The 23580-nt window shown below is 71.8% G+C and carries 13 protein-coding genes; 5 read left to right on the top strand and 8 right to left on the bottom strand.

Going from position 1 to position 23580, the window contains the following annotated elements; translation table 11 throughout:
• Positions 1–154: 154 nt before the first annotated feature.
• Positions 155–871, bottom strand: a complete 717-nt coding sequence (locus CA984_RS18450) for a CAP domain-containing protein (RefSeq protein ID WP_165781317.1) — start codon at positions 869–871, stop codon at positions 155–157.
• A gap of 410 nt (positions 872–1281) precedes the next feature.
• Here CA984_RS18450 and rplM point away from each other — a divergent pair, with 410 nt between their 5' ends.
• The 5 genes from rplM (at position 1282) to CA984_RS18475 (ending at position 17516) form a co-directional block, all read left to right on the top strand.
• Positions 1282–1725 (top strand): 50S ribosomal protein L13, encoded by a 444-nt coding sequence (rplM, locus tag CA984_RS18455; RefSeq protein WP_031171196.1) that lies wholly within the window; start codon positions 1282–1284, stop codon positions 1723–1725.
• A 69-nt stretch (positions 1726–1794) separates the two neighbouring features.
• A complete protein-coding gene (gene rpsI, locus CA984_RS18460) occupies positions 1795–2313 on the top strand; it encodes a 30S ribosomal protein S9 (RefSeq protein WP_086574011.1) in 519 nt (172 codons plus the stop codon).
• Between the two features lies 1 nt (position 2314).
• Complete coding sequence (gene glmM, locus CA984_RS18465) at positions 2315–3670, top strand: phosphoglucosamine mutase (protein ID WP_086574013.1); 1356 nt, start codon at positions 2315–2317, stop codon at positions 3668–3670.
• A gap of 1430 nt (positions 3671–5100) precedes the next feature.
• Positions 5101–16722, top strand: coding sequence for a DUF7927 domain-containing protein (locus tag CA984_RS18470; protein WP_278249032.1), 11622 nt, complete (start codon positions 5101–5103; stop codon positions 16720–16722).
• A gap of 101 nt (positions 16723–16823) precedes the next feature.
• Complete coding sequence (locus CA984_RS18475; RefSeq protein WP_086574017.1) at positions 16824–17516, top strand: DUF11 domain-containing protein; 693 nt, start codon at positions 16824–16826, stop codon at positions 17514–17516.
• A 219-nt stretch (positions 17517–17735) separates the two neighbouring features.
• Here the strand turns inward: CA984_RS18475 and CA984_RS44770 are convergent, their stop codons facing one another.
• The 7 genes from CA984_RS44770 to coaA all read right to left on the bottom strand — a co-directional run bounded on the left by CA984_RS44770 (position 17736) and on the right by coaA (position 23480).
• Positions 17736–17939, bottom strand: a complete 204-nt coding sequence (locus CA984_RS44770) for an AAA family ATPase (protein ID WP_108724590.1) — start codon at positions 17937–17939, stop codon at positions 17736–17738.
• A 48-nt stretch (positions 17940–17987) separates the two neighbouring features.
• Positions 17988–18704 carry an ABC transporter permease gene (locus tag CA984_RS18485; RefSeq protein ID WP_086574018.1) on the bottom strand — a complete coding sequence of 239 codons (717 nt, stop codon included), beginning with the start codon at positions 18702–18704 and terminating at the stop codon, positions 17988–17990.
• 2 nt (positions 18705–18706) lie between these two features.
• On the bottom strand, positions 18707–19621 hold the full coding sequence (locus CA984_RS18490; protein WP_086574020.1) for an ABC transporter ATP-binding protein: 915 nt from the start codon (positions 19619–19621) through the stop codon (positions 18707–18709).
• Positions 19618–20496 (bottom strand): ABC transporter permease, encoded by an 879-nt coding sequence (locus CA984_RS18495; RefSeq protein WP_086574022.1) that lies wholly within the window; start codon positions 20494–20496, stop codon positions 19618–19620. The genes CA984_RS18490 and CA984_RS18495 overlap by 4 nt, the downstream gene beginning before the upstream one ends.
• Positions 20489–21394: an ABC transporter ATP-binding protein gene (locus CA984_RS18500; RefSeq protein WP_086574024.1), complete on the bottom strand. Its 906-nt coding sequence runs from the start codon at positions 21392–21394 to the stop codon at positions 20489–20491. Before CA984_RS18500 ends, CA984_RS18495 begins: the two co-directional genes overlap by 8 nt.
• Positions 21395–21477: 83 nt before the next feature.
• A complete protein-coding gene (locus tag CA984_RS18505) occupies positions 21478–22437 on the bottom strand; it encodes a DUF389 domain-containing protein (protein WP_086574026.1) in 960 nt (319 codons plus the stop codon).
• 110 nt (positions 22438–22547) lie between these two features.
• Positions 22548–23480: a type I pantothenate kinase gene (gene coaA, locus CA984_RS18510; protein WP_086574028.1), complete on the bottom strand. Its 933-nt coding sequence runs from the start codon at positions 23478–23480 to the stop codon at positions 22548–22550.
• Positions 23481–23580: the final 100 nt, after the last annotated feature.

Below are 23580 nucleotides of genomic sequence, written 5' to 3' on the forward strand. Positions count from 1 at the left end.
GGGCCGTACGGGCCGCGCCCGTGCGGGGCGGGCTCGAACCAGTGCTCGCCCTGTGCGGGCGGCGACGCGTCAGGCTGGACGTACGGCTGGCGGCGCGGCGGCTCCCCGGGAAAACCCATGCGCCGAGACTAGTCCCGTATCAGAGCCGATTGGCTCAGGAGTAACCGAAGTCCTGCGTCCACCAGGGACCGCCCGGACCTTCCATCGTCCCGACGCCGGTGGCGGTCAGTTTGCAGTTGAGGATGTTGCCCCGGTGGCTGGGGGTCGCCATCCAGCTCCGCACCGTCTCGGCGGCCGAGGCGTAGCCGCGGCCGATGTTCTCCGCGCCCCCGTCGCGGTAGCCGGCGGCTTCCATCCGGTCCCAGGGCGACTCGCCGTCGGGGGAGTTGTGGGAGAAGGTGCCGTTCTTCGCCATCTCCTCCGAGTGGGTCCTGGCCGACTTGACCAGCCGCCTGTCGACCCGGAGCGGAGCGCAGCCGTGCCGCCTGCGTTCGGCGTTGGTGAGCCGGATGATCCCCTTCTCCATCGGGGTCAGGGGAGTGGAGACGGTGGGGCTGTCCTGCCCTCCCTCCCCGTTGAGGACGTAGCGGGAGTCGTCGTCGGTGAAGTCGTCGATCGAGTCGCGAGGAGCCCGGGTGGCGCGCGGAGTCGGCTGCGGCAGTGTCGTCACGGGGGCGGCGGAGGGGCGGACGACCCGGGAGAGCGGGGCGCGATCGACGTTGCGCCCGCCGGCGATCGCGGCGGTGGGGGTGGGCGTCGGCGGCGCGGCGTTGTTCAGGTAGATCTGGCTGGGGGTCTCCCTGTTGAGGCTTCCCCGGCCGATGAGGAACCCGAGCAGCAGCACCGTCATCAGACACGCGAACAGTCCCATGCGGCGCAGGCTGGTCCGCTGGGCATGCCGGGGGTGAGGGGGCTGCCACATACCGCTGTTAAAGATAGAGATGTTTGCATTGGGGAAGAAGGGAATGTCGAGAACGTGTCGGAACCGTTCTGTGAAAGCTGAGTGCGCCGATTCCCGACCAGTGCCTTGACGCCGGTAGACTGCCCAGGGACACCGGCGAAGAGTCGCGTCTTTTTGACCCATGCTCGTCCGCGCCGGTATCCTGCTAGTTCGTTGTGTGCGAATTGGTCTCCTCTGCAGACCGATGCGCGGCGCGTCCGGCGTCATCTCCTCGGTCCTAGGGAGACGGAAGGTCCGGGCTGTCGTGTGCCCGCACCTACCGACCACGTTGCTGTCACTTCCGACAGCGCCGAAGACGCGAGCAAAGAAGGCATACGACCGTGCGCACGTACACACCCAAGCCTGCCGAAGTCGAGCGTCAGTGGCACATCATCGACGCCACCGACATCGTGCTTGGCCGGCTGGCCAGCCACGTCGCGATCCTGCTTCGCGGTAAGCACAAGCCGACCTTCGCCAACCACGTCGACACCGGTGACTTCGTCGTCATCATCAACGCCGACAAGGTCGCGCTGACCGGCAACAAGCTCGAGCAGAAGAAGGCGTACCGTCACTCGGGCTACCCCGGCGGTCTGCGTTCCGTGACCTACGGTGAGCTCATGGAGAAGCGTCCCGACCGTGCCGTCGAGAAGGCCGTCAAGGGCATGCTTCCCAAGAACGCCCTGGGCCGGAAGATGATCAAGAAGCTCAAGGTCTACGCCGGCTCCGAGCACCCGCACCAGGCACAGCAGCCGGTGCCCTTCGAGCTCACCCAGATCGCCCAGTAGTCGCTAGCTGCTTATCGCCAGCAGCGTTGGCCGACGGCCGACGCCGAGTAGGAAAGTTAGAGGAGAACCGTGGCTGAGTCCACCGGTGTCGAGACGCCCATCGAGGGCGAGCAGGAGTACTCCCCGGAGGAGTTCCCCTCCGAGTACACCTCCGAGTCCACTGTCAGCGGCGAGGCCGCCGTCCGCAAGCCCATCACCACGGGCAACTCTTACGGCACCGGCCGCCGTAAGGAGTCCGTCGCCCGCGTGCGCATCGTGCCGGGCACCGGCAAGTGGACGATCAACGGTCGTCCGCTCGACGGCTACTTCCCGAACAAGGTTCACCAGCAGATCGTCAACGAGCCCTTCGTGGTTCTCGGCGCCGAGGACCAGTTCGACGTCATCGCCCGCATCAACGGCGGCGGCGTGACCGGCCAGGCCGGCGCCCTGCGCATGGGCCTCGCCCGCGCGCTGACGGTCCTGGACGTCGAGGTCAACCGCGCCCCGCTGAAGAAGGCCGGCTTCCTGACCCGTGACGCCCGCGCCACCGAGCGCAAGAAGTACGGCCTCAAGAAGGCTCGCAAGGCTCCGCAGTACAGCAAGCGTTAAGTTGGGGCGCCTTTTCGGCACCGACGGGGTACGTGGGGTCGCTGGTCGCGACCTCACGGCCGAGCTCACCATGGACCTGTCCGTGGCCGCGGCTCATGTCCTCGGCGATGCCGGGGCGTTCAATGCCAGCGTCGGGCGGCGAGGCCGCCCCGTCGCCGTCGTGGGCCGGGACCCTCGGGCTTCAGGAGAATTCCTGGAGGCCGCTGTGGTCGCCGGCCTTGCGTCGTCTGGCGTGGATGTTCTCCGGCTCGGCGTGCTGCCCACCCCGGCGGTCGCTTACCTCACCACGGCTCTCGGAGCCGACATGGGCGTGATGATCTCCGCCTCCCACAATCCCGCCCCGGACAACGGGATCAAGTTCCTCACCCGCGGCGGCTACAAGCTGCCCGACGCGGTGGAGAACGAGATCGAGCAGCGGGTCGGCGAGAAGTGGGAGCGCCCTGTCGGCGCTTCGGTCGGTCGCGTGCGCGAAGCGTACGGCGAGGCCGACCGTTACGTGTCCCATGTGCTGTCCACCGTCTCCGGCCGCCTGGACGGCCTGAACGTGGTCCTCGACTGTGCCCACGGCGCCGCCCACATGGTGGCTCCCGAGGCGCTGACCAGGGCCGGGGCGACGGTTGAGACCATCGGGGCCCGCCCCGACGGGCTCAACATCAACGCCGGCGTGGGCTCCACCCACCTCGACAAGCTCCAGCAGATCGTCATCTCCCGCAACGCGGACGTCGGGATCGCCTACGACGGGGACGCCGACCGCTGCCTGGCGGTCTCGCACACCGGCGAGGTGATCGACGGCGACCAGATCATGGCCGTGCTCGCCATGGCGATGCACGCCGAGGGGGAGCTGGCGGGGGACACCGTGGTCGCCACGGTCATGTCCAACCTGGGTTTCAAGATCGCGATGAAGAACGCGGGCATCGACGTGGTCGAGACCGCCGTGGGTGACCGCTACGTGCTGGAGGCAATGAAGGCCGGCGGCTACAACCTCGGCGGCGAGCAGTCCGGTCACGTCCTCATGCTCGATCACGCCACCACCGGAGACGGTCTGCTGACCTCGCTCCAGCTGCTGGCGGTCGTGGCCCGCGAGGGCAGGTCACTGGCGGAGCTGGCGTCGGTGATGACCCGGCTGCCTCAGGTCCTGATCAACGTCAAGGGTGTGGATCGGGCGAAGGCCTCGGTTCCGGAGCTGTCCACCGCGGTCGCGGCGGCGGAGGCGGAGCTGGGGGCGACCGGCCGGGTGCTGATCCGGCCGAGCGGCACCGAGCCGRTGATCCGTGTCATGGTCGAGGCCGCCTCGGCGGAGCAGGCCGAGCTGATGGCGGGCCGTCTGGCGGACGTCGTCCGTACGGCCTGCGTCTGAACGCGGCCGTGACCCTCGCCCGGCGTGCTCCACGCGCCGGGCGGGGGCGGGGCCGGTCGAGCACGCCGGCCCGATGACGGCGGTGACCGGGTGCCGGCCGCGGGATCCGCACGCATGGAGTCCGCCGGCCCGGTGACGGTGAAGGCCCGGTGGCGGCCGCGGGATCCGCACGGATGGAGTCCGCCGGCCCGGTGACGGCCGGGTTCCGGTCGCGGGTCCAGCGCCGTCCCCACGCACATGCGGTTCAATGATCGGTCAAGGTGCGGTGCCCGGGGGCCGGGCTCCCGGCCCCGCCTTCTCCTGATCCCCGCCGGCGCGGGGGGCATGCCCGCCATGGCGGGCGGCCGGAGCGCGGTGCCATTCGGGCGGGTTGAGAGTGCATTGCCCCCGCTTCTGGCGTAGCGCCGCAGCTCTGATCGCCGCTCGGACCGTGCCCGGCGAAATGCCTCATCTGACGCCACGCCGACACTTCCCCTTCGTTGACACTCCGAGTAGTTGATCAGACACTCTGAGTGGCTGTGGCGGAGTTCCCTTTCAGGGATGCCGCCGGCGGACAGAAGCGAGGCTCCCTTCCAGGGATGCCGCTGGCGAACAGATGAGGGACGAATGCTGGCATCCTGCAGAGTTCGACGGGTGCATTCCAGAGGGCCGGCGCCCGGGAGCCGGTCCGTGGTCATGACGGGTTCCGCGGCCACGACAGGCGCACGGAGGGCCGTGACCCGCCCATCCGCCCAGCCGCGTGGCGGGCCCGGTGACGGTTCCGGAACCGAGACCCCGTCCGGCGCGCGGCCCGTCCGCCCGGCTCCGGCCACGCCCGGATACTCCACACCCGGATACGCCACGCCCGCCCTGTAGGACGCGCCCCGCAGGGGAGCACGCCCGCGCCCGGCGGCGTCACCGGTGATCCGTCGCAGATCCGGCTCGCGGCCGTCCGCGCACGGGCCGGTCCCGGCCCGGCCGCCCTGTGCCGTCAGCGAGGCCCGAGCCGCCGCTCTCGCCGCCTCCGGCCGCGCGTACCGGGCCCGCGTCGCCGGAGCGAGGTCCGGCCCCGTCGCCGCACCCCGCCGGTCCGGCACCGGTCGGCCGTCCCGGCTCCCGGCGACCGCCGCAGCGCCCTGCTCCCGAGGGAACTCCAGGCGGAAAGTCGCCACCATCACGATCAATCGAGGGATTGGCGTTCCTTTGTCCATCGCTGTCCCCGTCCCCGCCTGTGACTCGGCCGAGGTGACGGACCCGCAGGCGTCCCGTTCCTCCATGGGCCGGTCCCGGCCGCCGTCGCGAAGCTCGTGCGGGCCGTTCCGGTCCGCCGGGACCTCCCCATGAGCGGGCGGGCGGGCGACCGGGCGGGCACGCGCCCCGGACGGCGAGGCCGGGCTGTCGTCGGCGCGGTGACATGGGCGCCCCGCCACAGAAGAAGGGCCGCCCGGATCATGGCCCTGGCCCTGACCGGTTCGGCGCTGACCGGCCCGCCGGCCGTACCGGCGTCCGCGACGGCGGCCGGCACGGTCCTGTTCAACCAGCCCTTCCACAACAGCGCGGCCAACGGGACCGGCGCCGTGGTGCTGCCCGCGCTGCCCAGCGGCACGGGCACGACGAACTTCGCGTGCCTGACCGCCTCCGGCAACACCAGCACCGGCGTCCTGCGCAGCTGCACCACCAGCACCGACAGCGCGGGCTCCGGCAAGCTGCGCCTGACGAACGCGACCACCAGCAAGGCGGGCGGCGTCTTCAGCGCCACCAGCGTGCCCGCCTCCCAGGGCCTCGACGTCACGTTCAACACCTACCAGTACGGCGGGGGCGGCGCCGACGGCGTCACCTTCGTGCTGGCGGCGGTCGACCCGGCCAACCCCCAGTCCCCGGCCAACATCGGCCAGCTCGGCGGTGCGCTGGGCTACTCGGCGAGCGGCGGCTCCTCCGGCCTGGCCTACGGCTACCTCGGCATCGGCCTCGACGTGTACGGAAACTTCAGCAACAGCACCTACCAGGGGAGCGGCTGCACGAACCCCGCCTACATCGGGACGGGCAGCGTCCGGGTGCCCGGCCAGGTCCTCGTCCGCGGGCCGGGCAACGGCACCGTCGGATACTGCGCGCTCAACAGCACGGCCACCTCGACCAGCTCCAGCGCCCTCGCCCTGCGGGCGACCGCCCGCACGGCCGTCCCGGTCCAGATCGGTATCAACCCCACCGGCTCGGTCCTCACCACCGCCGCCGGCCTGGCGATCCCGGCCAACAGCTATCGGATGGTGGTCACCCTGGTGGGCGGTACGACCAGGACGCTGACCGGCACCCTCCCCTCGGTCACCTCGGGCCTCTACCCGTCGAGCTGGTTGAACGCCAGCGGGATCCCCCGGCAGCTGGCGTTCGGCTGGGTGGCCTCCACCGGAGGCGTGACCGATTTCCATGAGATCGACGAGGCCACGGTCTCCGCGATCAGTGCCGTCCCCGAGTTGACGGTCGCGCAGACCGGCTACAACGCCTCGACGCTGTCGCCGGGCGACCCCGTGACCTACAGTGTCGTCGCCGGCGTCGCCGCGGGCCTCCCGGAGACCTCTCCGGTCTCGATCACCCAGACCCTGCCGGCCGGGACGGTGCCCGTGGGCGCCTACGGGACGGGATGGACCTGCGACGCCCCGTCCGGGCGTTCCATAACCTGCACCAACGGCAACGGCCCGTTCGCGGCCGGGGCGGCGCTGCCGGCGCTCACCGTGGTGGGCGTCGTCACCGGGGGCAACGTCACGCCGGCGCTGGTCCAGAGCACGACCGTGGCCACGGCCTCGTCGATCGACGCCAGCCCCGCCTATTCGTCGTCGACGACCGCCGGCACGCTCCCGGCCACGCCCGGCGGCATCACCCTGAGCCCGGTGCTGGGCTCGATCGCCGGCGGCACCACCGTGACCGTGAGCGGCGCGAACATCGCCAACGCCACCGCCATCGAGATCGGCACCACCGCCCAGCAGGAGGCGGGCACCCCGGTCGTCCTGCTGCCCTGCGCGACCGGGGTCACCACCGGCTGCTTCACGACCAACGCCAACGGCACGCTGACCATCCCCTCCATGCCCGCCAGGGCCGCCAACGGCGCGGTGAACATCAACGTCGTCACGCAGGGACTGGACGCGGCGGCCACCTACACCTACGTCGCCAGCCCCGGCGCGCCCGCCGCGCCCACGGCCGTGGCCGGGGTGACCAGCGCGACGGTGAGCTGGACGGCGCCGGCGAGCAACAGCGGCACCATCACCGGCTACATCGTGACCCCCTACCGGAACGGCGTGGCCCAGACCCCGGTGACCTTCAACGCCTCGGCCACCAGCCGGACACTGACCGGGCTGACCGCCGACGTGCCGTACACCTTCACCGTCGCCGCGGTGAACGCGATCGGCACCGGTTCGGCCAGCCCGGCCTCCAACCCGGTCGTCCCCTACAACGTCCCCGGCCGGCCCGTCATCACCGCGGCCACCGCCGGAACCTCCTCCGCCACCCTCACCTGGACGGCGCCGGCCGGCAACGGCAGCGCCGTCACCGGCTACGTCGTCACGCCCTACATCAACGGCGTCGCGCAGCCCACCCAGACGTTCAACAGCACCGCGACCACCCAGACCGCCACCGGACTGACCCCGGGGACCGCGTACACGTTCACCGTGACCGCGGTGAACGCGGCCGGCCCCGGCCAGCCGTCCGAGCCCTCGACCACCGCCACCCCCAACTCCCCGCCGGCGTTCACCTTCTCCGCGCCGCCGGCCGGCGAGGTGGGGGCCGCCTACGGCGTTCCGCTGACGGTCAGCGGTGGTACGGCGCCGTACACGTGGTCGGTCAGCGCGGGCAGCCTGCCGCCGGGCCTGACGCTGAACGCCTCCACCGGTGTGCTGTCGGGCACCCCGACCGCGGCGGGCGGCTACTCCTTCACCGTCCGGGCCACCGATGCCAGTAACGTGAGCACCACCCGGGAGGTCGCCCTGGTCATCGCGCCGAAGCCGGCGTTCACCTTCTCCGCGCCGCCGGCCGGCGAGGTGGGCGTCGCCTACGGCGTTCCGCTGACGGTCAGCGGTGGTACGGCGCCGTACACGTGGTCGGTCAGCGCGGGCAGCCTGCCGCCGGGCCTGACGCTGAACGCCTCCACCGGTGTGCTGTCGGGCACCCCGACCGCGGCGGGCGGCTACTCCTTCACGGTGAAGGTGCTCGACGCCCAGAACCAGAGCGACACCACGGCGGTGAGCCTGACGTTCGTGCCGCAGCCGGCGTTCACCTTCCCCGCGCCGCCGGCCGCGCAGGTGGGCGTCGCCTACGGTGTCCCGCTGACGGTCAGCGGTGGTACGGCGCCGTACACGTGGTCGGTCAGCGCGGGCAGCCTGCCGCCGGGCCTGACCCTGAACGCCTCCACCGGCGAGCTGTCGGGCACCCCGACCACGACGGGCAGTTCCCCGGTCACCTTCCGGGTGGTCGACGCGAACGGCCAGCCCACCACCAAGGCGGTGACGCTGGTCGTCACGTCCGGCCCGCTGGTCGTCGTCAAGACGGCCAGCACCTCCTCGGCGGTCGCCGGCGGCACGGTCGGCTACACGATCACCGTGAGCGACACCGGGCCGAGCGCCTTCACCGGTGTGACGGTGAACGACGCGCTGGCGGGGATACTGGACGACGCGGCCTACAACGGCGACGCGACCGCCACCGCCGGCTCGGTCTCCGTCGTCGGCCAGACCCTGACCTGGACCGGCAACGTGGCCGCCGGCACGACCGTGACCATCACCTACTCGGTCACGGTGAACAACCCCGGCACCGGCAACAAGGTGCTGGCCAACGCGGTGACCTCGCCAACGGTCGGCAGCACCTGCCCGGCCGGCGGCGGCGATCCCCGATGCTCCACCACGGTGACCGTCGCAGGGCTGTCCATCGTCAAGACCGCCGACGTCACGACGACGACCCCCGGCGGGACGGTCCGCTTCACCATCACGGCAACCAACAACGGCCAGACCCCGTACACCGGGGCGACCTTCGGCGACGCCCTGGCGGGCGTGCTGGACGACGCGGTCTACAACGGCAACGCGACCGCGACCAGTGGCAGCCTGTCGATCGGCGGCGCCGGCCTGACCTGGACCGGGAACCTCGCGGTCGGCGCTAGCACCACCGTCACCTACACGGTGACGGTGCGCAACCCCGATCCCGGAGACCGCAGCCTCGCCGGCACGGTCCTGTCCGGCGCCCCGGGAAGCACCTGCCCCCAGGGGAACCCCGGCCCGCAGTGCACCGCCGCGGTCACCGTCCTGGTCCCGGCGCTGGCGATCACCAGCAGCGCGGACGTCACCACCACGACCCCCGGAGCGGTCGTGCGCTACACCTTCACGGCCTCCAACACCGGGCAGACGCCGTACACCGGGACGAGTTTCACCACCTCCCTGGTGGGCGCGCTGGACGACGCCACGTTCAACGGCGACCTCGCCGCGACGTCGGGCGGCGCCGTCCTCAACCCCGACGGCACCGTCACGTGGACCGGAGACCTGGCCGTCGGCGCGGCGGTCACGGTCACCGGATCGGTCACGGTGAAGTCCCCCGACACCGGAGACAGGGTGCTGAGGACCTCCGTCACCTCCTCCGCGCCGGGCGGCACCTGCCCGGCGGGCAACCAGGCGCCCGCGTGCCTCACCGGCGTCTCGGTCCTGGTCCCCGGCCTGACGATCACCAGGACGGCCGACGTGTCGACCACGACCCCCGGATCGGTCGTGCGCTACACGATCGCGGTCACCAACTCCGGGCAGACGCCGTACACCGCCGCGACGGTCGCCGACGCGCTGGCCGAGGTGCTGGACGACGCGACCTACAACGCGGACGCCGCCGCGACCAGCGGTTCGGTCGGCTCCGCCGGCTCCACGCTGACCTGGGTCGGCGACCTGGACGTCGGGGCGAGCGCCACGATCACCTACTCCGTCACCGTGCGCGACCCCGACCCCGGCGACAGGACGCTCACCGGCACGGTCTCCTCGCCGGCCACCGGCGGCAACTGTCCCGCCGGGAGCGGTGATCCCCGGTGCGCCGGCAGCGTGACGGTCCTCGTTCCGCAGCTGACGATCACCACCACGACCGGCGGGGCCACCACGACCCCGGGCGCCGTCGTGCCGTACACCGTCACGCTCGCCAACACCGGGCAGACCCCGTACACGGGCGCCGCCGCCAGATTCGTCATCGCCGACGTGCTCGACGACGCGGCCTACAACGGCGACATCACCACGGACTCGGGCAGCCTCAGCGTGGCCCCGGACGGCGCGATCCTGTGGACCGGGGACATCGCGGCCGGCGCGACGGTCACCATCGCCGGCTCGGTCACCGTGCACGCCCCCGTCACCGGAGACAGGGTGCTGAGGACCTCCGTCGCCTCCGCCGCGCCCGGCAGCACCTGCCCGGTCATCGGCGCGACGTCGCCCGGCTGCTTCACCGTGGTCACCGTCCTGGTCCCGGCACTGACGATCACGAACACCGCCGACACCCGGACGGCCACGCCGGGAGACCGGGTCACCTACACGATCACGGTCGCCAACACGGGAGAGACCCCCTACACCGGCGCCCAGGTGGCCGAGTCGCTGACCCGGGTGCTGGACGACGCGGTCTACAACGGCGACGCGGTCGCGACGGCCGGTACGGTCGCCTTCGCCGGGTCGGATCTGAGCTGGAGCGGTGACCTGGCGGTCGGGGCGAGCGTCACGATCACCTACTCCGTCACCGTGCGCGATCCGGGCCCCGGCGACCGGCAGATCGTCGCCGTCGTGCTCTCGCCCACCCAGGGCGGCAACTGCCCCGCCGGCGGCACCGACACCCGGTGCGCCGCGGTGGTGGCCGTCCTCGTGCCGGAGCTGACCATCGCCAAGAGCGCGGACGCGACGACGGCGGCGCCAGGGGCCACCGTCCGCTACACGGTCGCCGTCACCAACTCCGGGCAGACGCCGTACACCGGCGCCACCGTCACCGACCTGCTGATCGGTGTGCTGGACGACGCGGTCTACAACGGCGACGCGGCCACGACGGCCGGTACGGTCGCCTTCGCCGGGTCGGATCTGAGCTGGAGCGGTGACCTGGCGGTCGGGGCGGGCGCCACGATCACCTACTCCGTCACCGTGCGCGGCCCCGACCCCGGCGACGCCCAGCTGACGAGTACCGCCGTCTCGCCGGCGCGGGGGAGCAACTGCCAGGCCGGGAGCGCCGACCCCCGGTGCACCGTCTCGGTGCCGGTGGCGCGCCTCGTGCTGGAGCAGGGTTACACCCAGACCGGCGCGGCACCCGGTTCCGTGGTCCGCCTCAACGCCACCTTCACCAACACCGGGCAGGTCCCCTACACGGGGATCAGGGTCTTCAGCGCCAGCGGCGACACCGTCGACGACGCCATCCCCAACGGCGACCAGGTCGCCGACTCGGGCATGCTCGTCCTCGACGCCCAGGGCATCACCTGGACCGGCAACATCCCCGTCGGGGGCGTCGTCAACGTCACCGGCACCCTGACGCTCAAGAACCCGCCCACGGGCAATCGGACCCTCACCGGCACGCTGGTCTCCGGCGCGCCGGGCAGCACCTGCCCTCCGGGCGGCTCCGACCCCCGCTGCACGTCCCGCCTCGACGTGCTCGTCCCCGGTCTGACGATCACCAAGGCCGCCGACACCGTGGCCACGGTCCAGGGCGGCGCCGTCGGATACACGGTCACCGTCACCAACTCGGGGCAGACACCGTACACGGGGGCGGCGTTCACCGACGCGCTGGCCGGGGTGCTGGACGACGCGGTCTACAACGGCGACGCGGCCACGACGGCCGGTACGGTCGCCTTCGCCGGGTCGGATCTGAGCTGGAGCGGTGACCTGGCGGTCGGGGCGAGCGCCACGATCACCTACTCCGTCACCGTGCGCGGCCCCGACCCCGGCGACAGAAGCCTGACCGGCACCGTCTCCTCGCCCGTCACCGGCAACAACTGCGCCCCGGCGAGCGGCGACCCGCGATGCACCAGCAGCGTGATCGTCCTCGTCCCCGCTCTGACGATCACCAAGAGCGCCGGTCCCACGACGGCGGTGCCGGGAAGCACGATCACCTACACGATCACGGCCGCCAACACCGGGCAGCTCCCGTACACGGGGGCGGCGTTCACCGACGCGCTGGCCGGGGTGCTGGACGACGCGGTCCACAACGGCGACGCGGTCGCCACGGCCGGTACGGTCGCCTTCGCCGGGTCGGATCTGAGCTGGAGCGGTGACCTGGCGGTCGGGGCGAGCGCCACGATCACCTACTCGGTCACCGTCGACAACCCGGTGACCGGCGACAGGAACCTGGCGAGCATGATCACCTCCGCCACCCCCGGCGCCACCTGCCCCGCCGGAGGGACCGACCCGCGCTGCGGCACCGGCGTCCCGGTCACCCAGGCCACCACGCTGACGTTCGACAAGTCCGCGGACGCCCGCTCGGTCGCGCAGGGCCAGGTGGTCACCTACACCATCACGATCAGCAACAGCGGGCTGACCCCCTACGTCGGCGCGGCGTTCACCGACCCGCTCGCCGGGGTGCTGGACGACGCCGCCTACAACGGCGACGCCACAGCCGGCACGGGCCTCGTCACCGTCTCCGGCTCGCTCCTGAGCTGGAACGGGAACGTCCCGGCGAACGGATCGACCACGGTCACCTACTCGGTGACGGCCGACACCCCGGGCACCGGTGACGACATCCTCACCGGCACCCTGGTGTCCCCATCCCCGGGCGGCAACTGCCAGGCGGGCGGCGACCCGCGCTGCGCGGCCACGGTGACCGTGGCCAGGCTGTCCATCGTGACCACGGCCAACGGGCCGACCGTGAAACCGGGCGACGTGGTGCGCTACACCACGGTGATGACCAACACGGGGCAGACGCCGTACAACGGGATCAGCGTCCTGTTCAACGGGTACGACGGTCTCGACGACGCCGTCCCCGGCGGCGACCAGGTCGCCACCTCCGGGTCGCTGTCGCTGGGCCTCGACGGGCTGACCTGGACCGGGAGCATCCCCGTAGGGGGCAGCGTGACGCTGACCGGCAGCGTCACGGTGAACAACCCCGACCTGGGCGACAGGGTGATCCCCCTCACCGTGGTCTCCGCGGCGCAGGGCAGCTCCTGCCCCGCGGCCACCGCTGCCGGCTGCACCGTCACCGTCAACGTGCTGATCCCCGAACTGACGATCACCAAGCTCGCCGACCGGAACGCCGCCGTCCCCGGCGGCGCCGTGGCCTACACGATCACGGTCGCCAACACCGGGCAGACCCCGTACACCGGGGCCACCGCCACCGACTCGCTCGCCGGCCTGTTCGACGACGCCGTCTACAACGGCGACGCGACCGCGACGACCGGCACGGTCGGCTTCGACGGCCAGACCCTGACCTGGAGCGGCGACCTGGCGGTGGGCGCGACCGCGACCGTCACCTACTCGGCCACCGCCGACTCCCCGGGCGTGGGCGACAAGCTCCTGACCAACTCCGTCGTGTCCACCGAGGCAGGCAGCACCTGCCCGCCCGCCAGCGCGAACGCGGCGTGCAGCGCGAGAGTCGTGGTCCTCACCCCCGCGCTGACCATCGTGAAGACCGCCGACAGGGCGTCGGCCACGCCGGGCGGCACGGTCACCTACACGGTGAACGTCACCAACACCGGACAGGTCCCCTTCGCGGCGGCGGGCTTCACCGACGCGCTGGCCGGAGTGCTGGACGACGCGGTCCACAACGGCGACGCGACCGCCACGACCGGCACCGTCACCTTCGACGGCCAGGACCTGAACTGGACCGGCGGCCTCGGTCCGGGGCAGGCGGCCACCGTCACCTACAGCGTCACGGCCACCGCCCCGGGCACCGGCGACCAGCGGCTGACCAGCGCGGTCACCTCCACCACCGCGGGCACCACCTGCCCGGCCGGCGGCACCGACACCCGCTGCTCCAACACGGTCCTGATCTCCAGGATCACGATCACGGCCTCGGCGGACGTCGCCACGGCCATCCCGACCGGGGTGGTCCACTACACGGTCACGATCACGAACACCGGGCAGACGCCGTACGGCGACGCCATCGTGGACGGCCTGCTCGCCGACGTCTTCGACGACGCCGCCTACAACGGCGACGGGACGGCCTCGGCGGGCAACCTCACCTTCGTGCCCGGGAGCGGCCAGGCCAGATGGGAGGGCCGGCTCGCGGCCGGCGACACCGTCACCGTCACCTTCTCGGTGACGGTACGGAACCCCGACCCCGGCGACAAGGTCATGAACGCCGTCATGACCTCCGGCACCCCGGGGAACAACTGCCCCGCCGGGAGCGCCGACCCGGCCTGCGCCTCGGCGGTGACCGTGCTGACCCCGGTCCTGGCCGTCTCCAAGAGCGCCGACAGGACCACGGTCACGCCCGGCGGCACGATCGCCTACACGGTCACGGTCGCCAACGCCGGCCAGGCCCCCTACACCGGGGCGACGGTGACCGACCGGCTCACGCAGGTGCTCCCGGACGCCGTCTACAACGGCGACGCGGCGGCCACGGCCGGTACGGTCGCCTTCGCCGGGTCCGACCTGACCTGGAGCGGCGACCTGGCGGTCGGCGCGAGCGCCACGATCACCTACACGGTCACCGTGCGCGATCCCGACCCCGGTGACAAGCGGATCGTCAACAGGGCCTTCTCCGACACCCTGGGCAGCACCTGCCCGGCCGGCAGGTCCGTCCCGGCATGCACGACGCTCGTCACCGTGCTCGTCCCGGCCCTGCGGATCGTCAAGGTCGCCAACACCGTCGTCGCCACGCCCGGCGAGACGGTCGGCTACACGGTCACGGTCACCAACACCGGGCAGACGCCGTACACCGGGGCGACCGTCACCGACGCGCTGGCCGGGGTGCTGGACGACGCGGCCTACGGCGGCGACGCGGTCGCGACGAGCGGCACGGTCGCCTTCGCCGGGTCCGGCCTCACCTGGACCGGCGACCTCGCGGTCGGGGAGTCGGCGACCGTGGACTACTCGGTCACCGTCGACGTCCCCGACACCGGCGACCGGCTGCTCACCGGCGCCGCCACGTCGAACGCGCCCGGCAGCACCTGCCCGGCGGGAACCACCGATCCGGCGTGCGCCGCGACGGTCACCGTGCTGATCCCCGGCCTGGCCGTCTCCACCGTCGCCGACCGGGCGACCACGACCCCCGGCGGCACCGTGCGGTACACGGTCACGATCGCCAACACCGGCCAGACCGCCTACAGCGGCATCAGCGTCAGCGACGTGCTGACGGAGGTGCTGGACGACGCCGCCTACAACGGCGAGGCCACCGCCACGGCGGGCACCGTCGTGTTCGGCAGTCCCGTCCTGACCTGGACCGGCGACCTGGCGATCGGCGAGACGGCGACCGTCACCTACACCGTGACCGCCGCCGGCGCCGGGGACGGGCTCATGACCGGCACCGTCGCCTCGTCGGCACCGGGCAGCACCTGTCCGGTGGGCTCCACCGCGCCCGCCTGCGGCGCGACCGTCACCGTGCTGATCCCCGCCCTGGACATCGTCAAGTCCGCCGGCGCGCCGACCACCGTCCCCGGCGGCACGGTCGGCTACACGATCACGGTCACCAACACCGGGCAGACGCCGTACACCGGGGTGAGCGTCGCCGACTCGTTGCGGGGCCTGCTGGACGACGCGGTCTACAACGGGGACGCCGTCGCCACCACCGGTGTGCTCGCCTACACCGAGCCGGTGCTGACCTGGACCGGCGACCTGGCGGTCGGCGCGAGCGCCACGATCACCTACTCCGTCACGGCGAACGGCGCCGCCACCGGTGACAAGGCCCTCACCGACGCCGTCACATCGGACGCGCCGGGGAGCACCTGCCCCGCCGAGGGCTCCGCGCCGGGGTGCTCCACGATCGTGCGCCTGCTCGTGCCCGAGTTGACGATCGTCAGAAGCGCCGACCGGGCCACCGTCGTCGCCGGCGGCACCGTCCGCTACACGATCACGGCCACCAACACCGGCGAGACCGGCTACCCCGGCGCCACGATCACGGACCGGCTGGCGGGGGTGCTGGACGACGCGGTCTACAACGGGGACGCCGTCGCCACCACCGGTGTGCTCGCCTACACCGAGCCGGTGCTGACCTGGACCGGTGACCTGGCGATCGGCGCCACGGTGACGATCACCTACTCGGTCGCCGTGGCCTACCCGGCCCCGGGTGACCGGCTCCTGTCCGGGACCGCCGTCTCCGCGCTACCCGGCTCGACCTGCCCGGCCGGCGGGACCCACCCGCGCTGCACGGCGGCGGTGACCGTCCTGGTCCCGGCGCTCGGCATCACCAAGACCGCGGACACCAGCGGCGAGGTCGTCGCGGGCGGCGCCGTCCGCTACACGATCGTCGTCACGAACACCGGCGAGGCGCCCTACGACGCCGCCGCGTTCGCCGACTCGCTGGCGGGGGTGCTGGACGACGCGGTCTACAACGGGGACGCCGTCGCCACCACCGGTGTGCTCGCCTACACCGAGCCGGCGCTGACCTGGACGGGCGCGCTACCCGTGGACGCCAGCGCGGTCGTCACCTTCAGCGTCACCGTCGCCGACCCGGCCGCCGGGAACGCCGAACTGGACAACCAGGTCACCTCGGCGACCACCGGCAGCACCTGCCCGGCCGGTGGGACCGACCCGCGCTGCTCCGTCGTGACCTCCGTGGCAGCCACGAGCATGACCCTGACCGGCGTGACCGAGGACTTCACGCTGACCGGCCCGCCGAACACGACCGTGCGCGGCGAGGACGTGGTCACGATGACGGTCGTCACCAACAGCGTCGACGGCTACACCGTCACCGCGCGGGCGACCGCGACCGAACTCGTCCCGGTGCAGCCCGGGGTGACCGCGGGCATCCCCGTCGCCAACCTGCGCGTGCGCGAGCACGGCACCTCGATCTTCCGGTCCCTGTCCACCACCGACCCGGTGCGCGTGTACGACAAGCCGCTCCCGTCGGCGCCGGGCGGGGACGGCATCAGCAACGACTACGAGGTCGACATCCCCTTCGTCCCGACCGGCCGCTACACGATGACGATCGACTACATCGCGACGGCCAGATGACGTGCCGCCGGGGGCGCCGGCGACGTCCCACCGCACGCACCAGAGTCCATGAGCCCCGAACCCATGAGTCCCGAATCCATGAGTGACACGAAGGAGAAACCATGGCAGAGACCCGTTCCCCGGGCATCGCGCCGTCCGGCACCGCCCGGCGCGCCGCCGCCGTGTGCGGCGCCGGCGCGGCCCTGATCCTCGTTCTCGCCGCACCCGCGGCGGCGTCCCCGTCCAAGCCGCACCCGCACGAGGACGGCGGGAAGAAGGCCGCGGAGACAGTCCCCACGCTGAGCATCAGCGTCGACAACGGCCGCACCAGCGCCAAGGAGGGCGACAGGCTCAGCTACACCGTGACCGTCCGCAACATCGGCACGACCGACGCGAGCGACCTCCGTCTCACCCAGACCCTGCCGGCCGGGCTGAAGCTCGTCTCGGCCGACCGTGACGGCAGGGCGAAGGCGGGGAATGTCACCTGGACCGTCGACCTGAAGGCCGGCAGGGACGCCACCTTCCACACCACCGCCGACGTGCGGGCCACGCCTGACGACCTCCTGCGCCTGGCCACCGTCGCCTGCGCGAGCGCCGAGGCGGACGACAAGCCGATCGTCTGCGCCACCCACTCCGACCAGCTGCCGGCCGGCGCCGCGGCGGACGACGCCGCCGCCCGGGCGGCGGCCACGCCCGCGCCCGCGCGCCCGTGGTACGTCCTGGCGGGGGCCGGGCTGCTGGTCCTGATGGTGTTCGGGCTGTGGACCGGTCGCCTCACGAAGCTCGGCGACCGCCCGCGGCGCTCGCCCTCGTGACGCTCCGAGCCCCACGTACGGCCCGCACCCCGGTGCGGGCCGTACATGTTGTTGCCGATCCCCATGAGCCGGTCGAACTCGGTGAAGTCACGAGCAGGAGCGGGTGACCGCTCCAGAAGGCCGGAGGAGACGATCGTGCCGAGATCGCCTTGAGTCATCAAGCTGGGATAGCCCTCCATCTCCGGAAGTTTCCGAAGGCGGGAAAGGCCGGTGTCGCGGTCACGGGAGCAGACGACGACGTGCTTGTGGTCCTCCGCCTCCAGCGCCGAAAGCAGGGCGGGACAGCACCTCAAGCCCGTCGAGGGCGTTCGACTTCCCGCTGCTGTTGCGGCCGATGAGCGTCGTCATGCCGCCCAGGGGAAGAGCCGCGTCCCGAAAGGTCTTGAACTCGGTGAGGCGCAGTTCCAGCAGGCGAGACTTCATACGTGAACCGTACATGTGCGCCCCCTGCCGCAGGGGGCGCACACGGGGTCACTCGTCGCCGGTGAGGGAGAAGCTCCGCAGGCGCTGGCCGGCCCAGACGACGGCGCCGACGGTGACGATCAGCAGGGCGGGTACGGCGAAGCCGAGGGTGATCTCGGTGGAGAAGAACGGCGAGGACGACAGCTGGTCGGCGATCGACTGGGCCCACTGCTGGATGGAGAACCTGCGGGCGCCGGGGACGAAGTTGCCCACCACGCCCTCCCAGACCAGCGCGTAGACGATGCCGATCGTCACGGCGTGCCGGGTCAGCACGCCCAGCAGCATGAACACCGCGGCGTACGCGACGCCGCCGACGAGGGCGCCGACGGCGAAGCCGGACGCGACCCCGGATTCGAGGCCGACCAGCAGGTAGGCCGCGACGAAGGTCGGCACGGCGGCGAACAGCGCGAGTATCGAGGCGGCGACCAGGAACTTGGTCTGCGCGATGACGGGGCGGGAGATCGGCTTGGCCAGCAGGTGGATGATCGTGCCGTCGTCGATCTCGGGAGCGATCACCCCGGTCCCCGCGATCAGGCCCAGCAGCGGCAGCATGGTGCCGATGGCGAAGGTCCGCATGAGCGTGATCGTGGCGTTCTCGCCGCCGCTGCCGATCACCCGCAGGAGCACGGCCAGCCCGATCAGCACCACCGGCAGCATGATCAGCAACCAGATCCGCCGACGGCCGAGCAGCGCCCGGTAGGAGATTCCGGCGATGACACCGTTCATGGTCAGCTGCTCCTGTTGATCAGATAGGAGAAGACGCTCTCCAGGTCTTCGTCGGCCGGGGAGATCTGCCAGACCCGCACGCCGGCGTCCCTGGCGACCCTGGGCAGCAGCCAGGTGAAGCGCCGGAAGTCGACGGCCTGCACCTCCAGGCCGGTCTCGGTGAGCGAGACCGAGCCCGAGGACGCGTCGGCGATCAGCGCCGAGGCCAGGCGGCGGTCGTCGCTGGAGCGGACCCGGAACACGTGGGGCCGGTCGGTCATCCTGCGGCGGATCTCGCGGAAGTCACCGGAGGCGGCGTGCCGGCCGGCGACCAGGACCTCGATGTGCTGGGCGACCCGCTCCACCTCCTCCAGGATGTGCGAGCTGAACAGGATGGTCTTGCCCGCGGCGCCCATCGCGCTGATCAGGTCCATCAGGTGCAGGCGCTGGCGCGGGTCCATGCCGTTGAACGGCTCGTCGAGCAGGAGCACCTCCGGGTCGTGCACAAGCGCCGCGGCGACCTTGACCCGCTGGCGCATGCCCTTGGAGTAGGTCTCCACCCTGCGGTCCTTGGCCGGCTCCATCTCGACCATGGCGAGGGCTTTGCGCGCGGCGTCGTCAGGGTTGGGCAGGTGGTGGAGCCTGGCGCTGGACAGCACGTACTGCCAGCCGGTGAGGAAGCCGTAGACGGCCTCGCGTTCGGGGACCAGTCCGATCGAGCGGTAGATCTCGTGGTTGCGCCAGATCTTCGTGCCGTCCAGGGTCACGGTGCCGCCGGAGGGCGCCAGGAACCCGGCCATCATGTGCAGCAGCGTGGACTTGCCCGCGCCGTTGGGGCCGAGCAGGCCGGTGACGCCCGGCCCGATGGTCATGGTGACGTCGTTGACGGCGACCACGTTGCCGTACCAGCGTGAGACCTGGGCCAGTTCGATTCTCATCGTGCGGCCGCCTTCCGGTAGCGCAGGACCAGGGCGGTCACCGACAGTGCGATCAGTGCGAGCATCAGCAGGATCGCCACCGCGACGCCCGCCCCCGCCGGGTAGGTGGTGGGCGCCGAGGGGGCCGCGCCGAAGAGTCCCACCTGTACCGCGGCGTCGACGAGGAAGAACGGGTTGATCATCCAGGCCCACGCGGCGGCGGTGTAGTCGTTCACCGACTCCAGCGTCGCGGCGACGACGGTGGACACGGCCGAGGTGAGCAGGTAGAAGGCGATGACCGAGGCCACGCCCAGGCCGCGCCTGGGGGTGAAGGAGGCGATCGCCACGCCGAGGCAGGACAGCAGCACCGCGTAGGCGACGGCTCCGGCCATGCTGGTCAGGTAGGCGGAGGTGTGCGCCGGTCCGGGCAGGTCGATGACCAGCTCGCCGACGAACAGCACGGTGAGCGGGACCGCCAGCAGCAGGAACATCGCCACGACCATGGCCGCCAGCTTCGCCCCGACGTAGTCGATCAGCGTCACCGGGCGGGACAGGTAGAGCGGCAGCACGCGGAAGCGCAGGTCGGGCGCCACGGTGTAGGGCGACTGCGAGGCGAGGAAGATCGCCAGTACGGCCTGCATGGTGACCGCGTACGTGGTGTAGCCGATCGCCTCCTGCTTGATCAGCGCCATGATCGCGATGGAGACGACCGCGGGGAGCATCATGACACCCGCGAGCAGGAACGGGATGATCTTCGCGCGGGCCGTGCGGCCCAGCCCGAACACCCCGCGCAGGCTGTGCAGGGCCAGTGCCAGGGTGGCGTGGGCGCGGCCGAGCCGTACCCCGTCGTAGTGGCGGTATCCGATGTCGTGGATGACACCTGTGGGCTCAGACATTGACCGGCTCCCTGAAGACGTCCTCGATGCGCTGGCGGCCCTGTTCCATGCGGACGAGGCAGAGGTCGAGCTCGCAGACGGCGTCGCGGAGGGTGTCGAAGGTCTCCGGCGCCCGGACGTGGACCAGGAGCATCCGGCCGTGGGCGGTGACGGTCTCGCCCAGCTCGGTGAGGCGTGCCGCCAGCGCCTCCTGGCCCTCCTCGACCTCCACGGTGACGGTCTGGGTGGTCTGGGTGAACTCGGCGATGGACGACGAGCGCAGCAGCCTGCCGCCGTCGATCACGATGACGTGGTCGCAGACCCGCTCCAGCTCGCCCAGCAGGTGGGAGGTGACCAGCACGCTGATGCCGAACTCGGTGCCGATCTTGCGGATCAGCGCGAGCATCTCGTCGCGGCCCTGCGGGTCGAGGCCGTTGGTGGGCTCGTCCAGCAGGACCAGGCGCGGGTCGTGCACCAGGGCCTGAGCCAGCTTGACCCGCTGCTTCATGCCGGTGGAGTAGCCGCCCATCGCGCGGTAGCGCTCCTCGTAGAGCCCCACGTGGCGCAGTACGTCGGCGGCGCGCTCCCGGGCCGCGGTGCGCGGCAGCCCCGACATCTGGGCCATGTGGACGGTGAACTCGGTGGCGGACAGGTCCGGCGGCAGGCAGTCGTGCTCGGGCATGTAACCCACGATCCGGCGGATCTCGGCGCCGTGGGTCGTCACGTCCATGCCGAGCACCTGCGCGCTTCCGGCGGAGGGTTCGAGCAGGCCCAGCAGGATCTTTATCAGCGTGGACTTGCCCGCGCCGTTGGCTCCCACCAGGCCGGTCACGCCGGGGCCGACGGTGACGGTGAGCTGGTCGAGTGCCGTCACCCGGGGGAAACGTCTGGTCAGTCCCTCGGTGGCGAGGATAGTCATGGTCGGACACTACCTACCGGATGGAGCGAATTCCTCCGTCCCACGAAGGAGTCGTCCCTCATCCGCGAGGTAGGGCGCTACCCCTACTTCCGGTCAGGGTCGCGCGGCGGCCGCGCCGGAAGCCGCGTGCCGAACCTGGACCAGTAGGCCCTCTGGACGACCAGCGTCACCGTGCCGGAGATGACCATGCCCGCGATGTTCACCGCGAGCTGGGCGACCGATGCCGCCATGTCCTCCCAGCGGGTCAGCGCCGCAGCGACCGCGAAGTATCCGGCGGCGGGGACCGTGGTGACCGAGATGAAGACGCCGACCAGGGCCGAGGACTTGCCCGCGGTGACCGAGAGCACCCCGGCCGCGCCCGCGAGCAGCGCCACGATGAAGGACCACCTGTCGGGCTTGACGATGAACTCGATCTCCTTGTGGCCGGTCAGGCTGGACGGCCCGATCCAGCCCAGCCCGCGCGAGACCAGCGCGCAGGCGAAGGTGATCGTGATGGCGGTCGCGAAGCCGATGGCCAGTGCGCGCAGAGCGCGGCCGATCAGGTGCCGGTCACCGCGGAGCAGGCCGAAGCAGATGGCCGCGATGGCCCCGAACTCCGGCCCCAGCACCATCGCGCCGACGATGAGGATGGGCGAGTCGACGACCACGCCTATCCCCGCGAGCTGGGTGGCGATCGCCAGGAACGCGAGGAAGGCCCAGGTGAGACGGGAGTCGTCGCTGACCCGCTGGGCGAGCTCCGCCCAGACCACGGCGTCGTCCCCCTCGCCCGGAGCCTCCCGCTCGGCGCGGTCGGCCGCGTCCGAGAGCGACAGGTCGACCTGCTCGGCCATGATGGAGCCGTCCGAGCACAGGCCGAGCCGCCGGAGCCGCTCGATCACCTCGTTGGCCGCCTCCCTGGCGACGTCGAACTGGATCAGGTCGCCCTCGGGGGAGCGGGCCACGCCGGGGAGCACGACCAGGTTGACCACGCCGACGGCCCCGTCGAGCAGCGCCAGGACGTCGTCCGTCAGCTCAGCCGGACTGATCACGCGTAGATGCAGCACGGGCCAACCCTAGGTCGTGACCGGCGGCTCCCCGAAGCCCGGGACCGGTCCGCGGCCCTCGCGCGGCGCGGCGGACACGGGGTCGAAGAACCGCCGGGGCGGCCCCGGGGTCAGATGCGGCGCAGCCGTACGCGGCGGATCGAGTGATCGGCGCTCTTGTGCAGCACCAGGCCGGCCCTGCCCCGGGTGGGGGCGATGTTCTGCACGAGGTTGCGCTCGTTGACGTCCTGCCACACGTTCCTGGCGAACGCGGTCGCCTCGTCGTCCGACAGTTCGGCGAGGTGCTTGAAGTAGGACTTGGGATCCTCGAAGGCCGTGCGGCGGAGCTTGTGGAAGCGGTCCACGTACCAGTCGCGGATGTGCTCGACCTTGGCGTCGACGTAGATGGAGAAGTCGAAGTAGTCGTTGACGGCGAGCGCGGCGGGCGGGGCGGGCTGCAGGACGTTGAGGCCCTCGACGATGAGGATGTCGGGCCGGCGCACGCTCTGGACGGCACCGGGCACGATGTCGTACTCCAGGTGGCTGTAGACGGGCGCGCTCACCTCGGGCAGGCCGGCCTTGACGTCGGCGACGAACCTGACCAGGGCCCGCCGGTCGTAGCTGTCCGGGAAGCCCTTCCTGTGCATGATGTCCCTGTCCGAGAGGACCTTGTTCGGGTAGAGGAAGCTGTCGGTGGTGATCCGGTCCACCCGGGGGTGCTCGGGCCAGCGGGCCAGCAGGGTGTGGAGCAGCCGGGCGGTGGTGGACTTGCCGACCGCGACGCTGCCCGCGATGCCCAGGATGTACGGCGTGGGCCGCTGGCTGGCCCCCAGGAAGGTGTTGAGCGCCGCGCTGCGCTGCCTGGCCCCGGTGAAGTGCAGGTTGAGCAGCCGGGTGAGCGGCAGGTAGATGTCGGTGACCTCGGCCAGGTCGATCGGGTCGTCGACGCCGCGCAGCTCCTCAAGCTCGTCCTCGGTGAGCGTCAGGGGCGTGTTCTTGCGGAGCTCGCTCCACTGCGCCCGGCTCAGCTCGACGTACGGCGTCGCGTCCCACCCGTTGGCCATAGTCCCGAAGCCTACTGATCGGTCGGAAGTGCTTCCGTGCGGGTACGGCGTTGCCCGGCTACGGGCAGGATTCTTGGGTTCCCCGGGGGGTTCTCCATAG

The sequence above is a fragment of the Streptosporangium minutum genome (assembly GCF_002149035.1).
GTDB lineage: Bacteria > Actinomycetota > Actinomycetes > Streptosporangiales > Streptosporangiaceae > Streptosporangium > Streptosporangium minutum.

Bases quoted from the DNA above. Each gene is read 5' to 3' on its own strand.
- CA984_RS18450 (WP_165781317.1), bottom strand. From the start codon at position 871: ATGGGACTGTTCGCGTGTCTGATGACGGTGCTGCTGCTCGGGTTCCTC.
- CA984_RS18470 (WP_278249032.1), top strand. From the start codon at position 5,101: ATGGCCCTGGCCCTGACCGGTTCGGCGCTGACCGGCCCGCCGGCCGTA.
- CA984_RS18475 (WP_086574017.1), top strand. From the start codon at position 16,824: ATGGCAGAGACCCGTTCCCCGGGCATCGCGCCGTCCGGCACCGCCCGG.
- CA984_RS44770 (WP_108724590.1), bottom strand. From the start codon at position 17,939: ATGAAGTCTCGCCTGCTGGAACTGCGCCTCACCGAGTTCAAGACCTTT.
- CA984_RS18485 (WP_086574018.1), bottom strand. From the start codon at position 18,704: ATGAACGGTGTCATCGCCGGAATCTCCTACCGGGCGCTGCTCGGCCGT.
- CA984_RS18490 (WP_086574020.1), bottom strand. From the start codon at position 19,621: ATGAGAATCGAACTGGCCCAGGTCTCACGCTGGTACGGCAACGTGGTC.
- CA984_RS18495 (WP_086574022.1), bottom strand. From the start codon at position 20,496: ATGTCTGAGCCCACAGGTGTCATCCACGACATCGGATACCGCCACTAC.
- CA984_RS18500 (WP_086574024.1), bottom strand. From the start codon at position 21,394: ATGACTATCCTCGCCACCGAGGGACTGACCAGACGTTTCCCCCGGGTG.
- coaA (WP_086574028.1), bottom strand. From the start codon at position 23,480: ATGGCCAACGGGTGGGACGCGACGCCGTACGTCGAGCTGAGCCGGGCG.